Genomic DNA, 15986 nt, shown 5'->3' with positions numbered 1-15986 from the left:
GTCTTGGCATTTGTACGGCGTCACGCGGCGCGCAGGGCAGCTAGTCGGGTGTCGACACGCATACGCCAAGTGTCGTCATTGATGAGGGGCGCCGGAAACAGGCCGGCGATATCGAAGAACGGTGCTGACGACCCAACCGATGCAGCGAGTGCTGCCGCCGATTTAAGATCGGACGAGCGCGGATCGTCGATGTGTTCAGTCGTGATCACGTAGGTCAGCCATAATGCGACAGCGTCGGCAAAATCGGCGGCGTCGCCGCCGGCCGCCAGCCGCTCCATGGCGGGCGCGAAAATGCGCTGAGGCATCTTCTGTGTGCCGTCCATGGCGATCTGGGCGGTCCGATGCGCGATGGCGGGGTTCGAAAATCGGGCCACGAGTTCTTCGCGATACGAGGTGAGGTCGATCTGCGGCACCGCGTCGAGTGTCGGCAAGACCGCTTCCATGTGCCGTCGCACCCGTTCGACGTGCGTGGGGATTGCCATGACGTCGCGAACATAGTCCAGCCCGTTCAGCTGGCCGAGATAGGCGATCAGCGAATGGGAGCCGTTTAGCAGCCGGAGCTTCATCTTCTCATAGGCATGGACATCCTTGATGAAAATCGCGCCGCCGGTTTCCCAGGCAGGACGGCCCGCAGCGAAATCGTCCTCGATCACCCATTGGGTGAAGGGTTCGGTTTCGAGCGCTAGGCGATCTTCCACGCCGATGAGCGATGCGGCGAGCGTACGTGTTGCGTCAGTCGCGGCCGGCACGATTCGGTCGACCATGCTGGAAGGAAAGCGGATTTCCCGCTCGATCCAGGCCGCCAACTCGGGATCACGGCGTTCGGCCATTTCCGCGACGAGACGACGGACAATGTGGCCGTTACCGGGCAGGTTGTCGCAGCACAGAACGGTCAGTGGGTCGCGGCCGAGCGTCATACGGCGCGCAAGCGCTTCGACGAGAATGCCGATCACGCCGACCGGCTCCTGGCGATGCGTTAAGTCGTGGGCGATGGCGGCATGCGACAGGTTGAGCCCGCCGGATACCGGATCGATGCCATAAGCCTTTTCGCTCACCGTCAGGGTGACGATGCGGGTGCCGTTGTCGGAAAGCCGCTGGAGCAGGCGTTCGCGCTCTTCGGTCGCGGCAATGGCATCGACAATCGAGCCGACGATGCGGGCCTGGTCGCCATCCGCGCCGCGGCTGACGATGCTGTAGCGGTAGTCCTGCGCCTTGAGGTCGGCGACGATGTCGACTGACCTCAGGCTTGCGCCGGCGATGCCCCAATCACCAGACCGGGCATCGATAGCCTTATCCGTGTAGACGGCCTGGTGGGCGCGATGGAAGGCGCCGATGCCGATGTGGACGATGCCGACCTTGAGCGCCGCGGGATCGAAGGACGGGCGCTCGACGCTCAAGGGGAGGGAGGTGTTCTTGCCGAGGCGGTTCATCGCTCAGTTCATTCCAAATGCGGGATGCGACAGTGTCTGCTCGATGCCGCGCAGTTCGGCAAGGCCCTTGAGCCGACCGATGGCGGGATAGCCGGGCTGGGCGCCGCGCGTCAGATCGTCCAGGATTTCCTGGCCGTGGTCCGGGCGCATGAATATCTGATGATCGGCGCGGCCCTCAGCCTTGCGGCGGCGTTCCTCGCTCACCAGCGCGGCGATAACTGCGATCATGTCGGTGTTGCCGTCGAGATGCTGGTCCTCGAAGAAGGAGCAGGGGAAGCCTTCAGTCTCACGGCGAACATTGCGCAGGTGGGCGAAGTGGATGCGCGGCGCGAGACGTTTCACCATGACGGGCAGATCATTGTCCGGGCGTGCGCCGAGCGATCCCGTGCAGAAGGTCACGCCATTGGCGTTGCGATCGACGGCATCGAAAACCCTGACATAATCCTGCTCGGTCGAGAGGATGCGCGGCAGGCCGAGGAGCGGCCATGGCGGATCGTCGCCATGTGCACAAAGACGCATGTCGAGTCCCTCCGCGACCGGCACGACTTCGGAGAGGAAATCGATGAGGTTGTCGCGCAGCGCATCGGCACTGATCCCGTCATAGCGCGCCAGCGCGGTGCGCAGTTCGGCGATGCTGTAGCCGTCGGACGAGCCTGGAAGGCCTGCGCCGATATTGCGCGAAAGGGCGGCGATCTTCTCCTGCGGCATGCCGGCGAAGCGTTCCCTGGCGGCTTCGATCAGCCGAGCCGGATAGTCGTCCGGCGCACCGGGCCGCTGCAGCATATGAATGTCGAAAGCGATGAAATCAACGAGATCGAAGCGCATGGCACGGGCGCCGTCGGCGGTTTCCCAGCGCAGGTCCGTACGGGTCCAGTCGAGCACTGGCATGAAGTTGTAGCAGACCGTGGAGATGCCGGCCTTGGCCAGCTGGCGCAGGCTTTCTTTCCAGGCTTCGATATGGGCCTTCCAATCGCCAGTCATGGTCTTGATGCTTTCGGATACGGGAATGCTTTCAACGAGTTCCCATTCCAGACCGCCGGCGCGGATTTCGTCCCGCCGCTTGCGGATTTCCTCGAAAGTCCATGCGCTTCCGGTCGGCACATGATGCAGGGCGCTGACGATGCCCTGAGCCCCGGCCTGGGCGGCATCGCGCACGCTCACCTTGTCGATCGGACCGAACCAGCGCCAAATATGTCTCATGCTTGTCTTCCTTATATGGGCCAGGCTCAAGCCAGGGCCGCAGCGGTGTTCGACTGACTGTTCGCGGCAAAGGCCGCGACGGCGCGAAGAGGAGAGCCCGTGCCGCCGGCGATCGGCAACGGCAGGGTGATTAGGAACGAAAAGGTCGGCACGTCGCCGAGGCGGGCGAAATTCTCGCCGATGAGGACGCCCGCGCCGAGCAGCAGCCTATGGGCCGGGAAATCCGTGCTGCCAAAACAGTCGAGCGACAGGCAGTCCGAGCCTGCTATCCGGATACCGCGGTTAAGCAGGTATTCGCACGCCTCGCGCGACAAGCCGGGCCAGTCGCTCAGGAAACGTGGATGGTCCGCCGGATTGTGCCAGAAGCGATCCCAGCCGAAGTGGAACAACACTGCATCGCCGGCGTCGATTTCACCATGGGCGGCTTCGAATGCCTTGATCCGCCTTACGCTGACGGCCTCCCTCGGCGTGCAGTCACGTGCGTCGATCTTCGCCATGCGTCCAAAAAAGGTCTGCAGATGAACTGCGCCGATCCCGGCGGCGCCTTTGACGAAGTGCAGCGGCGCATCAAAATGCGTGCCGGTATGTTCGCTCATGCCGAGGGAATGGTTGCAGGCAAGATCGCCGCGATCATAGCTCTCGATCACTTCCTTGCAAAAGAATGGATGCGTCGGCCACACGGGGATCTGCGGCGTCAACGCGTGGGTGAGATCCACGAGCGTCATGTCGCTTCCGAAGGCCTTTTTCAGGGTGGCGATGTCCATCTCACGCGGCCTTCGGTTTCGGGACGAGTGCCACGATGAGGATGATCAGCGCGCCGGTGAGGACGAAGCGCACGCCGGCCTGCATCTGGAAGGTGTTGAGCATCGTCGCCATGAGGTTGAAGAACAGTGCCGCGCCCCAGATGCCGACTGCGTTGGCCTGGCCACCGGCGACGCTGGTGCCGCCGAGGACCACGACGGCGATCGCTTCCAGCAAATAAGTATCGCCCATATTGAGCGCCGCGCCGCCTGAAAAACCTGCAAGCAGGAAGCCGGTAAGGGCCGCGGTCGCGCCGCAGAACATATAGGCGATCAATCGGACGCGGATAACCGGTACGCCTGCGAGGCGTGCCGCCCGTTCGCTCTGCCCGACCGCAAGCAACTGCCGGCCCCAGACGCTGCGGGCCAGAATAACGGCGACGGCGATGGTCAGCACGATCGCCGCGATCGGCATGATCCGCATGCCTCCGACCGACCAGAAGGTGAAGGCAGAAAGGGCTGCCGGAGGCTTCAAGGTCGCTTCACCGCCGAGATTGAAAGCGAGCGACTGGAAAACGAAGCTCCAGGCGAGCGTCGCGATGATCGGTGGCAGGCGCAGCATCGTGATTGCCAGGAAGTTTGCCGCACCCGCCAGTGCTCCGACCAGCAGCGCGACCAGAAGACCCGGAAAGATCATGCCGTTGCTGCCGCTCATGACGGACATCGACAGATAGGCCGACAGGGTCAACACGGATGGCATGGACAGGTCGATGTTTCCAGGACCGGACGCGATCACCAACATCTGACCGGTGCCGACAACGACGCTGAAGGCAGCAAAGACGAGCGCCGAAGACAGGGTCGGCACCGCGCTTGCAAAGCCGGAATAGGCGATGGTCGCGATCCACATGACAAGCGCGACAATGAAGCCGTAGGTCCATGATTTCAGAGAAAAGCCGCTCATAATTTCTTGTCCGAGAGCAGGATGCGTCCGGCCAGCACCAGGAAGAGGATGCCGCCTTGCGCGCCGATCTGCCATGTCGGCGGCACTTGCAGGAAGCTCAGGAGCGATCCGGCAAGCGCGAGCGTCAGTGCCCCGATGACCGTTCCGACCGGAGAGACGATGCCGCCGGTGAAAGAACCGCCACCGAGGATGACGGCGCCGACACCGAGGAGGGTATAGGCCGGTGCGATATTCGGATCGCCGGAGGTCGTCAGGCCGGTCAGGACGATGCCGGCAATGAGGCCGAGCAGGCCGGCAGCAGCATAGACGGCGGCGCGGATCACTGTGACCGACCAGCCGGCGCGCTGGATGGCGCGGGGGTTGCCGCCCGCGCCCCTCAGCACAGCCCCGTAAGACGATCGGCTGATGACGAAATGACCGATGAGGGCGGCGGCGATGGCGAGCAGCACCGGCAAAGGCAGGAGCGGCGGCCGCCAGGCCATCAAGCCGGACAGCCACGCGGGAGCGGTGCCACCCGGAGCGGGCAGGATGATGATCGCGACGCCAAGCCAGATGAACGACATGCCGAGCGTCACGATGATCGACGGCAACTGCCGCAGATGGATGATAAGGCCGACGCCGGCATAGACGAAGATGCTTCCGATATAAATCGCGATTGCGAGCATCGGGGCCGTGTCGAGATAGAGCGCCGTGACGCAGGTGACGAAGCCGACGAAGGAGCCGATCGACAGGTCGATGTCGCCGAGCATGATGACGAGCATCTGTGCCAACGCTGCAAACATCAGCGGCACGGCCAGCTTGAACAGCAGCGTGAAGCCGAAATAGCTCATCGCCGCCGGGCGAATCCAGAAGATCACGGTGAGCATGACGACGAGCGCGATGGCCGGAAGGCCGACCTGCAAGGCGGGCGCAAGCCGCTTTGCAAGATTGCACTTCTGCCGAGGATGGACGAATTCAGCCATCCGCGCCTCCGAACGATGCTTCGAGGATGCGGTTGTGATCGATCTCGTCGCCAGCGACTTCGGCGACGGCGCGCCCTTCGCGGAAAACGTAGAGACGGTCGCAATTCCTCAGCTCTTCGAATTCGGTCGTGTACCAGATGAAGGTCCGGCCGCGTTCGGCCTCGTCCCGAATGAGCTGGTAGACTTCCTGCTTGGTGCCGACATCGACGCCGCGCATCGGGTCATCGAGCAGGATGACCTGGCCGTCAGACGCGAGCGCACGGGCAAACAGCACTTTCTGCTGGTTGCCGCCGCTGAGCGACAGGATTGGCGTATCGATTGACGGCGCCTTGACCTTGAGACGTTGCGACCAGGTCTGCGCGAGCGCACGCGCGGCGGATGGCGGCACGAAGCCGCCCTTCTGGAGTGCGGTGAGGCTCCGAAGCGTCAGGTTGTCGGCGATCGACCAAAGCGGCATGACGCCTTCGACGCCGCGGTCTCCGGCGACAAAGGCAACGGGCACCTTGCGGGTAGCGGCATAAATGGCCCGCAGGCGTTCGCGCTGCCCGTGACCATCGAGACCAGCGAAACCGATGATATCACCGGGAGCCGCCTTGATCGGCAGATCCGTGCCATCGATGCCGGCATGGTTTACGACCAGGGTTTGGGTCGCTTTGCGCGTGGGGGCAGCGTTCCGCTCGTGTGGCGTTTCGATATTGCCCATCATCCCGACCAGATCGGAGCGCGTCAGGCCGGCCGCCGGCCGGTCTCCGACGATCGCGCCATCCATCATCACGACCACACGGTCGCAGACGGCCAGGATTTCGTTGAGGCGGTGGGTAATGAGAATGCAGGCGACGCCACGCATCGATGCCGTCTTGATATAGGCCAGCAATTGCTCTGCCGGCTTGTGCCCGAGAGCCGAAGTGGGCTCGTCAAGGATAACGCAGCGTACCTTGTCTACCGTTTTGGTGAAGGCGCGGGCAATCTCGACCATTTGCCGCTCGCCGATCGAAAGGTCGGCGATCTTGGTATCCACATCGATTCCATGGCCCGGAAAGATATCGTCCAAAGCCTTGGTGATCAGCCTGCGCGCCTTGTGCCGCCAGCCGACGCCGCGCAGGCTGCGATGGATGATGCGCGCATTTTCAGTGGCGGAAAGATTGGCGCAGAGCGATAGCTCCTGAAAAATGCACCGCAAGCCGCCGGCTTGCGCTTCGGCGGCTCCCCAGCGATCCACCGCCTGACCACTATAGATGAATTTCCCTTCCGTTCGCTGGATCGCGCCGGAGATGACGTTCATCAGGGTCGACTTGCCGGCGCCGTTATGGCCGACCAGTCCGAGGACTTCGCCTAGGGCAAGACTGAAATCGACACCGACGAGCGCGTGGACGGCGCCGAAGCTCTTGCGTATCCCGCGGGCCTCGATAAGGAGGCCTGCGGCAGTATCCACGGCGGCTTGGGAGGGCTGCATTGCTGGTCGCCTACTTCGGAGCCGGAACCATGGGCAGCGGTTCCTTCTTGACGTTGGCGTCGATAATCTTGGCGACGAGATCCTGCGGATAATCGGCATTGGCGACGCCACCTTCCGGAACCGTCTTCAGCCAGGCGTCGAGATCTTGCTGCTGGATCTGCAGGAGGGGCACTTCGACGAACTTCGGAACGTTCTTCCCGGCGAGGACTTGCTGTGCGACCCAGAAGGCGACCTGTGAGACGGACGGCGTTGCGCCGAGAGAGAAGGTCTCGTAGCCGGTTGCATCATGCTCCTGCTTCCAGAGCGCTAGCTCGTCCTGGCGGTTGCCCATGATGATGATGGGAAGCTCGCGACCCGCAGCCTTAAAGGCCTGCGCTGCGCCATAACCATCACCGCCCTGTGTCAGAACGCCATCGATCTTCGGCAACGAGGGAAGAATGCCGGATACTTCTTTCTGGGCCACGGTCGCGGTCCATTGGCCATAGACCTCGCCAACCCTCTTGTAGTTCGCATGGGCTGCCAAAGCCTTCGTCACGCCCTCGTTTAGCCGCTTGTCGAATCCGTCACCCGCCATGCCCCGGATTTCGAGGATGTTGGCAGGCTTGTCTCCGAGCTTGCTCGAGATGTAATCCAGCTCAGCCTTGGCGTAAGAGTCCAGGTTGTAATCAACCACATATGCGCAGGGTTCTGTAACGCCGCTGGCAAAGGCGACAACCACGATGCCGGCGTTGCAAGCGTCCTTGATTGCGCCGTTCAGTGCCGTGTCCGAGCCGGCAAGGACAATGATGGCGTCGTAACCCTGCAGGATGAGGTTCTGTATCTGCGATGCCTGCTCGGTAACCGAATTGTTGGAGCTGACGACGGCCGTGCCGGCGATCTTACCATCGGCCTTCGCCTTGGCGCCCATCGCCTCGAAGCTCTTGATCATCACCTGGCGGAACGAATTGCCGGCATAGGAATTGCTGAAGGCGATCTTCTTGCCGCTGGTGTCGCCGCTCGCCACCCCTTCCTGCGCTATCGCAGCGCCGCAAAAGATTGTACCGGCCAGAAGTGTTGCAGTTGCAGTCTTGAGTAACCCGAATTTCATGGTGTCATCCTCCCTGGATCACGTCACACAGTCATCGGCGCTCGCGGTCCTTGTCTTCGGACGGATATCAGGCAAAACCATTCGCACGGATGCGGTTCCTCTCGTCGCGCCTGGTATTGAAATACATACTACCATGGTAGAGTGTCAATCCAGCTTGTGGATTATTGCCGAATAATGTGCGATTGCCATATTGTTTGCATACAGCGGAGGTCAGGAACGATGGCGACGAAGAGATCCAATCAGATAGAAGCCGAAGAGCTTCGTCAGAGCACGCCGTCGTCGACGGTCCTGCAGGCGATCAATCCTCGCCAGCCTATTGCAGCGCAAATCTACGAGCGGCTGCGGCGGGCCATTACGACGCTGTCCATGCTGCCGTCGGAGGCGTTGAGCGAAAAGGAGCTTTCCCTGCAACTTGGCGTCAGCCGGACGCCGGTTCGCGAAGCGCTGATCCGGCTTGCGGACGAAGGGCTGATAGACATCCTGCCACAGCGCGGGAGTTTTGTGGCACCGATCCGGCTTCGTGACGTCGAAGAGGCTCAATTCATTCGGGAATCTCTGGAAGTCGCGGTCAGCCGCAGACTTGCCGGCGGCTGTTCGCGGCGCTTCCTGACGGAGATCAAGAGCAATCTCTACGACCAGGAAAAGGCGGTCAATACCGAAGCGCTGGACCTCTTTCTCGATCTTGACGAAGCTTTCCACCGAAGTTTTTGTGAGGAAGCCGGCCTGCCGAAAAGCTGGCGTGTCATCCAGTCCGTCAAGCTGCAGATGGATCGCGTTCGCTATCTGAGTCTGCCCGATCTCGGTCACCTGCGCGTTCTGCTGACCCAACATCGCTCGATCGTGGACGCCATCGAATCAGGTGATGTCGAGAAGGCAGGCAACGATATGGCGGCGCACTTGCGCGAAGTGCTTCGTACCGCGCGAAAACTGAGCGAACAGCGTCGCGATCTCGTGGAAAACTAGCCCGTCCGCCCTCGGGCGCATGCGCGCCACATCGTAATTGACATTGTACCATGGTAGCATTACAAGCCATCGCCAATGGAGATCGATCGGGGTGATGGAAACCGCGCGACAGGTGATCCTGGTGCGGGACGAGGAGAGGTATGGGCGGAGGACCGGTCGCCGATCGCCAGACTATCGAAATAGGCTGCGTTCCGCTCGGCGATAGTGGCGCGGTTTCATTGTCTTACAGGCCGCATCGCTTCGTTCCGCACAGAATGAAGCAGGCACGAGCATGTATCCGCACCATCCGGCACGGTAACGCGCTTCGGATCCGCAGCGTCGGGGTGGCAAAGGCTGGCGCGGACATCGGCAACATTCGGATTCGCCAACATATTCAAGGGAGGAATGCATGAACATATCTCGCAGAACATTCGGTATGCTGACGGCTGGAGCCGCAGCCGCAGGTCTGTTGTCGGCCCCGGGCCTGTCCCGCGCCGCCGCGAAGGTCAAGCTGCGCTACGGTACGGCATTTCCGGCCAGCCATCCCGGCGTCGTCCGGATCACCGAAGCCGCCAAGGCAATTGCAACCCGCTCCAAAGGCGCGGTGGAACTTCAGGTTTATCCGAATAGCCAGCTCGGTGGCGAAGCGGATATGTTCACCCAAGTTCGTGGCGGCGCGCTCGACCTCATGTCGACCTCCGGCGTCAACCAGACGGTCGTTCCCGTCGCCAGCATCAACGCCGTCGCCTTTGCCTTCCCGACCTATGACCACGTCTGGAAGGCGATGGATGGCGAACTCGGCGATCATGTCCGCAAGGCATTCCTTGATGCCGGCCTGTTCGTCTTCCCGAAAATGCTGGACAACGGCTATCGCAACATCACCACCGGCGCCAAGCCGATTACCGCACCGCAAGACCTCAACGGCATGAAGATCCGCGTCCCGGGCAACCAGCTGTGGGTCACGCTGTTCCAGACGCTGGGCGCGGCGCCGACGCCGATCAATTTCGGCGAGCTTTATGCGGCTCTGCAGACCCATGTCGTCGACGGTCAGGAAAATCCGCTGGCGTTGATCCAGAGTTCGAAGCTCTACGAAGTGCAGAAGTATATCGCCCTGACCGGTCATATCTGGGATGGCCACCACATCTTCTGCAACAATCGCCGCTGGCAGGCGATTCCGGCCGAGATGCGCGCGATTATCCAGGAAGAATTGACCACGGCAGCCGTGAACGAACGTGCCGACGTAAAGGACCTCAACGAAAAGGCCATGGTCGACATCAAGGCAACGGGTGTCGAGTTCAACAAGGTAGAGACCGCGCCGTTCCGCGAAGCGCTTGCCAAGGCCGGCTTTTATTCGAAGTGGAAAGAAAGCTTCGGCGCCGAAGCCTGGGGTCTCCTGGAAAAGGACGTCGGCACGCTGTAACGGGCCGATGATGAATAGGACGCTCGCTTTGCCGTAAAGCGTGCGTCCCGCCGCAAATAGCGGAGGCGTATCGCTCAGCCTAAACGTTCCGGTTTGCGAAAAGGCAGGCCGCGCCGCTCGGATCGGCGGATTTTGGGGAGGTCAATCATGGGTGCGACAGCTGGTGCGGAGGTGATTGCTCCGCGTGGGGCGTTTCAGCGTTTCGACAGTCTGCTCGGCCATGCCGTGGAGGCGACCGCCGCGCTGCTGGTTCTGGCGGAGGTCATTCTGCTCGGTTGGGCGACGCTTGCTCGATATGCCCTTCACAGTCCGCTCGTCTGGTCCGACGAAGTTGCCACGATCCTGTTTATCTGGCTGTCCATGCTGGGCTCGGTGGTGGCGCTACGCCGCGGCCAGCACATGCGGCTGACGGCCTTCGTCCGTAAGTTCTCGCCGCCCTGGCAAGAGCGCGCCAATGCCTTTGCGATGATGATCGTCTCGGCGCTCCTGCTCTTGATGGTGGTGCCGACATGGCAGCATGTCGAGGAGCGTGTCATCAGCGTGACTCCTGTCCTGCAGATCAGCGAAGCATGGCGCGAAGCCGCGATGCTCGTGGGCGTCGTGCTGATGCTGCTCACAGCGATCGATAAGATGATCCAGTCGAGCAAGCCGGTACAGTTGATTGCAAGCCTAGTGCTTCTTGCTGTCATCTTCGGCCTCTTCCAACTGGCGACGCCGTGGTTCGACGAGATCGGCAATTACAGCCTGCTGATCTTCTTCCTCGGCATTGTGCTGGTGGCTATTGTTCTTGGCGTGCCGATCGCCTTTGCCTTCGTACTGGCGACCGCGGCCTATCTCAATTTCGCAAGCTGGGTGCCGCTTTCCATCGTGCCGGGCCGGATGAGCGAGGGCATGTCGCACATCATCCTGCTCGCCGTGCCGATGTTCGTGTTCCTGGGCGCCATCATCGAGATGGCCGGACTAGCGCAGGCGATGATCGCCTTTCTCGTCTCGCTGATCGGCCATCTGCGTGGCGGCCTGCAATATGTGCTGCTCGGTGCGGTCTATCTCGTTTCGGGTATTTCCGGTGCCAAGGCTGCGGACATGGCAGCCGTCGCTCCGGCACTGTTTCCGGAAATGAAGAAGCGCGGCAATCGGGAAAGCGATCTGGTCTCCCTCTTGTCGGCGTCTGCGGTCATGTCGGAGACCATCCCGCCGTCAATCGTGTTGATCACGGTCGGCTCGGTCACCGGCGTGTCGATCGCCGCCTTGTTCACCGCAGGCCTTCTTCCCGCCTTCATCGGCATGCTGGCGCTCTGTGTCGTCGTCTACATCCAAACGCGCGGCGAAGATATGAGCCATGCGAAAAAGGTCGATAGCAAGCTCAAGCTGAAACTGTTCTTCGCTGCGATTCCCGGCCTCGGCCTGCCGATCGTCATCCGTACGGCGGTGGTCGAGGGCGTGGCAACAGCCACCGAAGTCGCCACGATCGGCATCATCTATTCGATCATCGTCGGCGCTCTCTTCTATCGCAAGATGGAGTGGCGCAGACTTTATCCGATGCTGGTCGATGCGGCCTCTCTATCGGGCTCCATCCTGCTCGTCGTCGGTGCGGCGACCGCCATGGGATGGGCGCTGACGCAATCCGGCTTTTCGCAATATCTGGTCGACCTGATGCAAGGCGTTCCCGGCGGAAAGATCAGCTTCCTGCTGATCTCCGCGCTGAGTTTCATCATTCTGGGCAGCGTCCTGGAAGGCGTGCCGGCGATCGTCCTGTTTGGGCCGCTGCTTTTCCCGATCGCCAAGCTGCTCGGTATCGACGAAGTGCATTATGCGATCGTCGCGGTTTTTGCGATGGGCTTTGGGCTGTTCTCTCCGCCCTTCGGCGTCGGATTCTATCTGGCCTGCGCCATTGGCCGTGTTTCACCCGACGACGTCATCGGCAAGGTCTGGCCGCATCTTCTGGCGTTGTTCTTCGCTTTGATGTTGATCATCTTTATTCCATGGATTTCCATCGGCTTCCTCTAACGCCCCAACTCGGCAACGCAGATGCAAAAATCATGAACATTGGAGCGCCTCCGCAGGTCTATCCCGGCAAGCTACACGATATGTGATCGTTTCCTGCTTCTACTCCACGTTCCGCTTTTATAAGAGCCTTGGGTCTTAGAGAGTTAACCGGCTGTTGGTTTGAGTTGGTTCAAGAGCATAGATGTACACCTTGCTATGTCCGATGGATACTATGTTCGCATACGGTACGCGCTCATTTCTGCACGTTGACACCCGCGATTTCCGCTTAGCGTGACCGTGGCAGCCAGGACAGGCCTTCTGATCCTCGTGATGAGGATATAGAAAGGTCGTTCATATAATCTTTTGCTTGGACATCCCGCAATCGGGGGGAGAAGCCCATATTGGTTTGTTCCATATTTGCCAAGACCCGCTCAGCTGCAGGTCGATCTTGAAGCAAGATAGGGAGCAGAATCATCATGCGTGTTTGTCAATTTGTCTTTTCGATTATTACGGGGTTCGCAACCGCAAACGCAGCACTGGCTTGCGCCAGTGCTGATACGAGTCGATCTCCGTCAGTTATTATAAACAACTGCCCTTACGCGATAGTCGGCTCATATAAGGCGAGCGACGGGAATTTTGGCGGCTTCACCGTCGGAGCTGGCCGGACCACAGGCATCTACACGTCTCACAATGCACGCGTTAACTTTACCTACTGTCCACAAAATGATTGGAACGCAGGTCGTTGTCGTCCGCCGGAACCACAGGCGCCGTAGCAGCTTCGCAGTATAGCGCGACAAACAGGATAAGACGAATCTCGTCCTGTTTGTCGTCGCTCAGACTGCTTTGCACAACGTTCATGATGTTATCTATTCTCGGACTGACGATGGTCGCCACCCAGATGCAGTCTTCTGCAACAGCAGTAACAATTGTTGCATTGGGGCCAGCCAGACTTACGGCCATGGGACCTCTATTCCTAGTGTTTTATGGACATTTCGAAAAGTAGAGAGGTTCAGCATGCCCAATCCGTACCTCAAATGCGTGCGAAATGTGAATGAGGTTGGTTTTTCGCAAATTTCTACGTTGAAATACTGTGGCGGCGGCGCGAAAGTCTCGATCAGCTTATGTCGGACGAGCCCTAGGGAGGGAATGATGCGACTTTTGGTCGTTGAAGACGATCCGTATTGGCAGCAGGCAATTCAGGCAATCGTCTACGTTCAGCCTGAATATCATGTTGTCGCATGGTGCGCCAATCTGCGTCAGGCATTCCGCAGTATTCAGACGGAGGCCTTCGATTTGATGATCGTCGACCTCGGCCTACCGGATGGATCTGGGATTGAAGCCATTCGTGCGGCGCGTCAGCATCAACCTGAGGCTGATATCCTGGTCGCAACGGTTTTTGCCGATGAGGGAAATGTTGTTGCGGCGATTTTTGCCGGTGCCACGGGATATCTCCTGAAGGAGAGCGCTCCCCAGCAATGGAGTGCTGCCATCGACGACCTTCGGGCCGGGCATTCGCCAATCGATCCGAAAATAGCTCGTCACATTCTTGGCGCCGTCCAAAAAAGAGGAGCGGCAACTCCACGGGATCCTAAGAGCGATATCCGATTATCGCACTCAAGTACCGGAACGACCGGTTCCCAAGATCCGAGACTGTCGCCACGGGAGATGGAAGTGCTTCAGCTCGTTGCCAAGGGATTTACGCTCGTCGAAGTTGCTCGCTTTCTCAATCTTTCGCCGCACACGACACGCTCCCATGCAAAGGCTATCTATAGGAAGCTCGAAGTGAGCACGCGCGGTGAAGCTGTGTTCGAGGCATCTCTCCTCGGGCTCATCTGAATAGGTCGGCAAGGGAATGACGACAAATGTAGGCGTCCGCAGTCACATCAACTGGCACTTCGCTATGGTAGTGAGCATCATCGCTGTCGTCGCGATTGTGCCGTTTGTCATCGTGTGGATGATACCGTCACACGCATTGCATCAGTGGCGGCTGGAAGCGCCCGAGCTTACTTTGCTACCCCACGACAAGATTGGGGGCAGTGATCGCTCTTCCAGCGGTACGCCCCAGGAGATGCCGACTACACTCCCTGATCCATGGAACAAGTCGCATCCAGGATTCGGTGGAATCGGGCGTTACCGCTTCCATGTAAAGGTGGAGCAGGGCGCGCTTGCCGACAGGGCCCTCTACATTCCCCGTGTCAGTAATCGGGGCGGTGTAACGATCAACGGCGTGTCGCTTGCTGAATCGCCAAGTGGTGATAGTGCTTCCTGGCGTTGGAATCGCCCTCTCTATCTCACGATTCCCGCCGAGACGCTCCATCCCGGCGACAACGAAATCGTGATATCGGTCACCGGCGTGGCCAACAGCAGGGCCGGGCTTTCGGAGAGCTATTTTGGTCCGAAGGATCCTCTTCACCAAGCGTATAGACTGCGCTGGCTGTTTCAGGTCGATCTGTTAGGCGTCGCAAATCTTACCGTCATCGTTCTTGCCATTCCATTATTGTTCAGTTGGCTCCGCGATCCTGCTGCCTCTGCCAACTATGGTTTATTCAGCGCCGGCTCTATCCTGTTCGGGTTGCGTAATTTTCACGGTTTTCTCGACTTTCTTCCGATGTCGATCGAGTATTGGTGGCCACTGGTCAGTGCCAGTCTCGGTTGGTCACTTGGCTTCATTTGGGTATTTCTGCTGCGTTTCTCCGATTGTCGCTGGCCCAGGTTCGAAGCTGCGCTGACAATGTTCACAATCGCCGGATCGATCGTGCTGTTCCTCATTCCGACCGACCACTTCATGGCTCTATCGCCTTGGCTCTGGTATGTTCCCGAGCTCCTTATCGGGCTGTTTTGCGTTGGTGTATTCACATATCGTGCAATCTCGAAACCAACGCTCCATCGGATCATTCTTTTGAGCGGCGTGTTGGGGCAGATCGGACCGGCCGTTCATGACGTTCTCTGGATCGGAGGTGTTGGATCCTTCTCAAGCATGCTGTGGATGGCACTGAGCTTTCCCGTTACCCTCATTCTTACGAGCGTCCTTCTCGCCGACGATATGGCGAGAACCAGGGCCGCGCTGAGCAGCGTGAACAAAGTTCTAGAAGCACGCGTCGCTGCTGCACGCCAGGACCTTGAAGTACTCTATGAGAGTAGACGCGTAACGGAGCGCGAAGCCATCGGTACCGAGGAGCGGCTTCGGCTGATGCGCGATATGCATGACGGCGTGGGCACACGGCTATCACTCCTCCTCAGCGGTCTCACACAAGGCGAAATCTCTACCCATGAAGTTGAGGATGCCGTACGGGCCTCGCTGGAAGAGCTTCATCTGCTTCTCGATGCACGCGGCCCAAGCACTGTGACGCTGATCGACGCTCTGGCCAACCTTCGCTATCGACTAGGCCCGCGTTTGACGGCGGTCGGAGTGGAAACACGTTGGGAAATCGGCCCGGAGGCGGAAGACCTTGTGCTCTCTGCCGAGGCCACGCTGCATGTGCTCCGCATCATTCAGGAATGCATCACAAATTCCGTACGGCATGGACAAGCGAAGATCGTAACATTGAAGATTATGTGTCCAAATAAAGTATCAAGGAATTCCGACCTGTCGTCATGTGTGGTCTTGGTCATCGATGACGGGATCGGCATCGATAATGCCACTGCCGCCACCAAGGGCGGTGGGCGCGGCTTGGTCAATATCAAAGCGCGAGCCGATGCTCTCGGCGGCACATTCACATTGCACTCCAACACAGCAGGAACCGTCGCACGCCTCAGCCTGTCGTAATTGCTTGTCCTGAACCCATTTAGATGTCATCGATCGCGA

At 59.8% G+C, this 15986-nt stretch carries 13 protein-coding genes; 5 read left to right on the top strand and 8 right to left on the bottom strand.

Annotation, left to right across the window (positions count from 1 at the left end; translation table 11 throughout):
* Positions 1-20: 20 nt before the first annotated feature.
* From ABOK31_RS29945 to ABOK31_RS29915, 7 genes are read right to left on the bottom strand one after another with little or no spacing between them, the layout of a single operon-like run.
* A complete protein-coding gene (locus ABOK31_RS29945; protein ID WP_349962595.1) occupies positions 21-1430 on the bottom strand; it encodes a mannitol dehydrogenase family protein in 1410 nt (469 codons plus the stop codon).
* Between the two features lie 3 nt (positions 1431-1433).
* Positions 1434-2630, bottom strand: coding sequence for a mannonate dehydratase (gene uxuA / locus ABOK31_RS29940; protein WP_349962594.1), 1197 nt, complete (start codon positions 2628-2630; stop codon positions 1434-1436).
* 26 nt (positions 2631-2656) lie between these two features.
* Positions 2657-3394: a cyclase family protein gene (locus ABOK31_RS29935; protein ID WP_349962592.1), complete on the bottom strand. Its 738-nt coding sequence runs from the start codon at positions 3392-3394 to the stop codon at positions 2657-2659.
* 1 nt (position 3395) lies between these two features.
* Positions 3396-4331, bottom strand: a complete 936-nt coding sequence (locus ABOK31_RS29930) for an ABC transporter permease (RefSeq protein ID WP_349962590.1) — start codon at positions 4329-4331, stop codon at positions 3396-3398.
* On the bottom strand, positions 4328-5293 hold the full coding sequence (locus ABOK31_RS29925; protein WP_349962588.1) for an ABC transporter permease: 966 nt from the start codon (positions 5291-5293) through the stop codon (positions 4328-4330). The genes ABOK31_RS29930 and ABOK31_RS29925 overlap by 4 nt, the downstream gene beginning before the upstream one ends.
* The gene (locus ABOK31_RS29920; RefSeq protein WP_349962586.1) at positions 5286-6746 is read right to left on the bottom strand and encodes a sugar ABC transporter ATP-binding protein; all 1461 of its coding nucleotides are present in this window, start codon (positions 6744-6746) and stop codon (positions 5286-5288) included. Before ABOK31_RS29920 ends, ABOK31_RS29925 begins: the two co-directional genes overlap by 8 nt.
* Positions 6747-6756: 10 nt before the next feature.
* Positions 6757-7833, bottom strand: a complete 1077-nt coding sequence (locus ABOK31_RS29915; RefSeq protein WP_349962584.1) for an ABC transporter substrate-binding protein — start codon at positions 7831-7833, stop codon at positions 6757-6759.
* Positions 7834-8052: 219 nt separating this feature from the next.
* On the opposite strand from ABOK31_RS29915, the gene ABOK31_RS29910 reads away from it, so the two are divergent.
* The 3 genes from ABOK31_RS29910 to ABOK31_RS29900 all read left to right on the top strand — a co-directional run bounded on the left by ABOK31_RS29910 (position 8053) and on the right by ABOK31_RS29900 (position 12202).
* Positions 8053-8796, top strand: a complete 744-nt coding sequence (locus ABOK31_RS29910; protein WP_075857240.1) for a GntR family transcriptional regulator — start codon at positions 8053-8055, stop codon at positions 8794-8796.
* A gap of 388 nt (positions 8797-9184) precedes the next feature.
* Positions 9185-10195, top strand: coding sequence for a TRAP transporter substrate-binding protein (locus tag ABOK31_RS29905; protein ID WP_349962583.1), 1011 nt, complete (start codon positions 9185-9187; stop codon positions 10193-10195).
* 147 nt (positions 10196-10342) lie between these two features.
* Positions 10343-12202, top strand: coding sequence for a TRAP transporter large permease subunit (locus tag ABOK31_RS29900; RefSeq protein ID WP_349962582.1), 1860 nt, complete (start codon positions 10343-10345; stop codon positions 12200-12202).
* 684 nt (positions 12203-12886) lie between these two features.
* On the opposite strand, the gene ABOK31_RS29895 is transcribed toward ABOK31_RS29900, so the two are convergent.
* On the bottom strand, positions 12887-13141 hold the full coding sequence (locus ABOK31_RS29895; protein WP_349962580.1) for a hypothetical protein: 255 nt from the start codon (positions 13139-13141) through the stop codon (positions 12887-12889).
* Between the two features lie 54 nt (positions 13142-13195).
* Here ABOK31_RS29895 and ABOK31_RS29890 point away from each other — a divergent pair, with 54 nt between their 5' ends.
* Together ABOK31_RS29890 and ABOK31_RS29885 are read left to right on the top strand one after the other, a co-directional pair.
* Entirely contained in the window at positions 13196-14017 is an 822-nt protein-coding gene (locus tag ABOK31_RS29890; protein ID WP_349962578.1) for a response regulator transcription factor, read from the top strand.
* 16 nt (positions 14018-14033) lie between these two features.
* On the top strand, positions 14034-15947 hold the full coding sequence (locus tag ABOK31_RS29885; protein ID WP_349962576.1) for an ATP-binding protein: 1914 nt from the start codon (positions 14034-14036) through the stop codon (positions 15945-15947).
* The last annotated feature ends 39 nt before the right edge of the window (positions 15948-15986 follow it).

Source organism: Rhizobium sp. ZPR4 (assembly GCF_040215725.1).
GTDB classification, from domain to species: Bacteria; Pseudomonadota; Alphaproteobacteria; order Rhizobiales; family Rhizobiaceae; genus Rhizobium; species Rhizobium rhizogenes_D.
The sequence above is the reverse complement of the archived record's forward strand: the minus strand, read 5'-3'. Positions and strand labels throughout refer to the sequence as shown.

Bases quoted from the DNA above. Each gene is read 5' to 3' on its own strand.
- ABOK31_RS29945 (WP_349962595.1), bottom strand. From the start codon at position 1,430: ATGAACCGCCTCGGCAAGAACACCTCCCTCCCCTTGAGCGTCGAGCGC.
- uxuA (WP_349962594.1), bottom strand. From the start codon at position 2,630: ATGAGACATATTTGGCGCTGGTTCGGTCCGATCGACAAGGTGAGCGTG.
- ABOK31_RS29935 (WP_349962592.1), bottom strand. From the start codon at position 3,394: ATGGACATCGCCACCCTGAAAAAGGCCTTCGGAAGCGACATGACGCTC.
- ABOK31_RS29930 (WP_349962590.1), bottom strand. From the start codon at position 4,331: ATGAGCGGCTTTTCTCTGAAATCATGGACCTACGGCTTCATTGTCGCG.
- ABOK31_RS29925 (WP_349962588.1), bottom strand. From the start codon at position 5,293: ATGGCTGAATTCGTCCATCCTCGGCAGAAGTGCAATCTTGCAAAGCGG.
- ABOK31_RS29920 (WP_349962586.1), bottom strand. From the start codon at position 6,746: ATGCAGCCCTCCCAAGCCGCCGTGGATACTGCCGCAGGCCTCCTTATC.
- ABOK31_RS29915 (WP_349962584.1), bottom strand. From the start codon at position 7,833: ATGAAATTCGGGTTACTCAAGACTGCAACTGCAACACTTCTGGCCGGT.
- ABOK31_RS29910 (WP_075857240.1), top strand. From the start codon at position 8,053: ATGGCGACGAAGAGATCCAATCAGATAGAAGCCGAAGAGCTTCGTCAG.
- ABOK31_RS29905 (WP_349962583.1), top strand. From the start codon at position 9,185: ATGAACATATCTCGCAGAACATTCGGTATGCTGACGGCTGGAGCCGCA.
- ABOK31_RS29900 (WP_349962582.1), top strand. From the start codon at position 10,343: ATGGGTGCGACAGCTGGTGCGGAGGTGATTGCTCCGCGTGGGGCGTTT.
- ABOK31_RS29895 (WP_349962580.1), bottom strand. From the start codon at position 13,141: ATGGCCGTAAGTCTGGCTGGCCCCAATGCAACAATTGTTACTGCTGTT.
- ABOK31_RS29890 (WP_349962578.1), top strand. From the start codon at position 13,196: ATGCCCAATCCGTACCTCAAATGCGTGCGAAATGTGAATGAGGTTGGT.
- ABOK31_RS29885 (WP_349962576.1), top strand. From the start codon at position 14,034: ATGACGACAAATGTAGGCGTCCGCAGTCACATCAACTGGCACTTCGCT.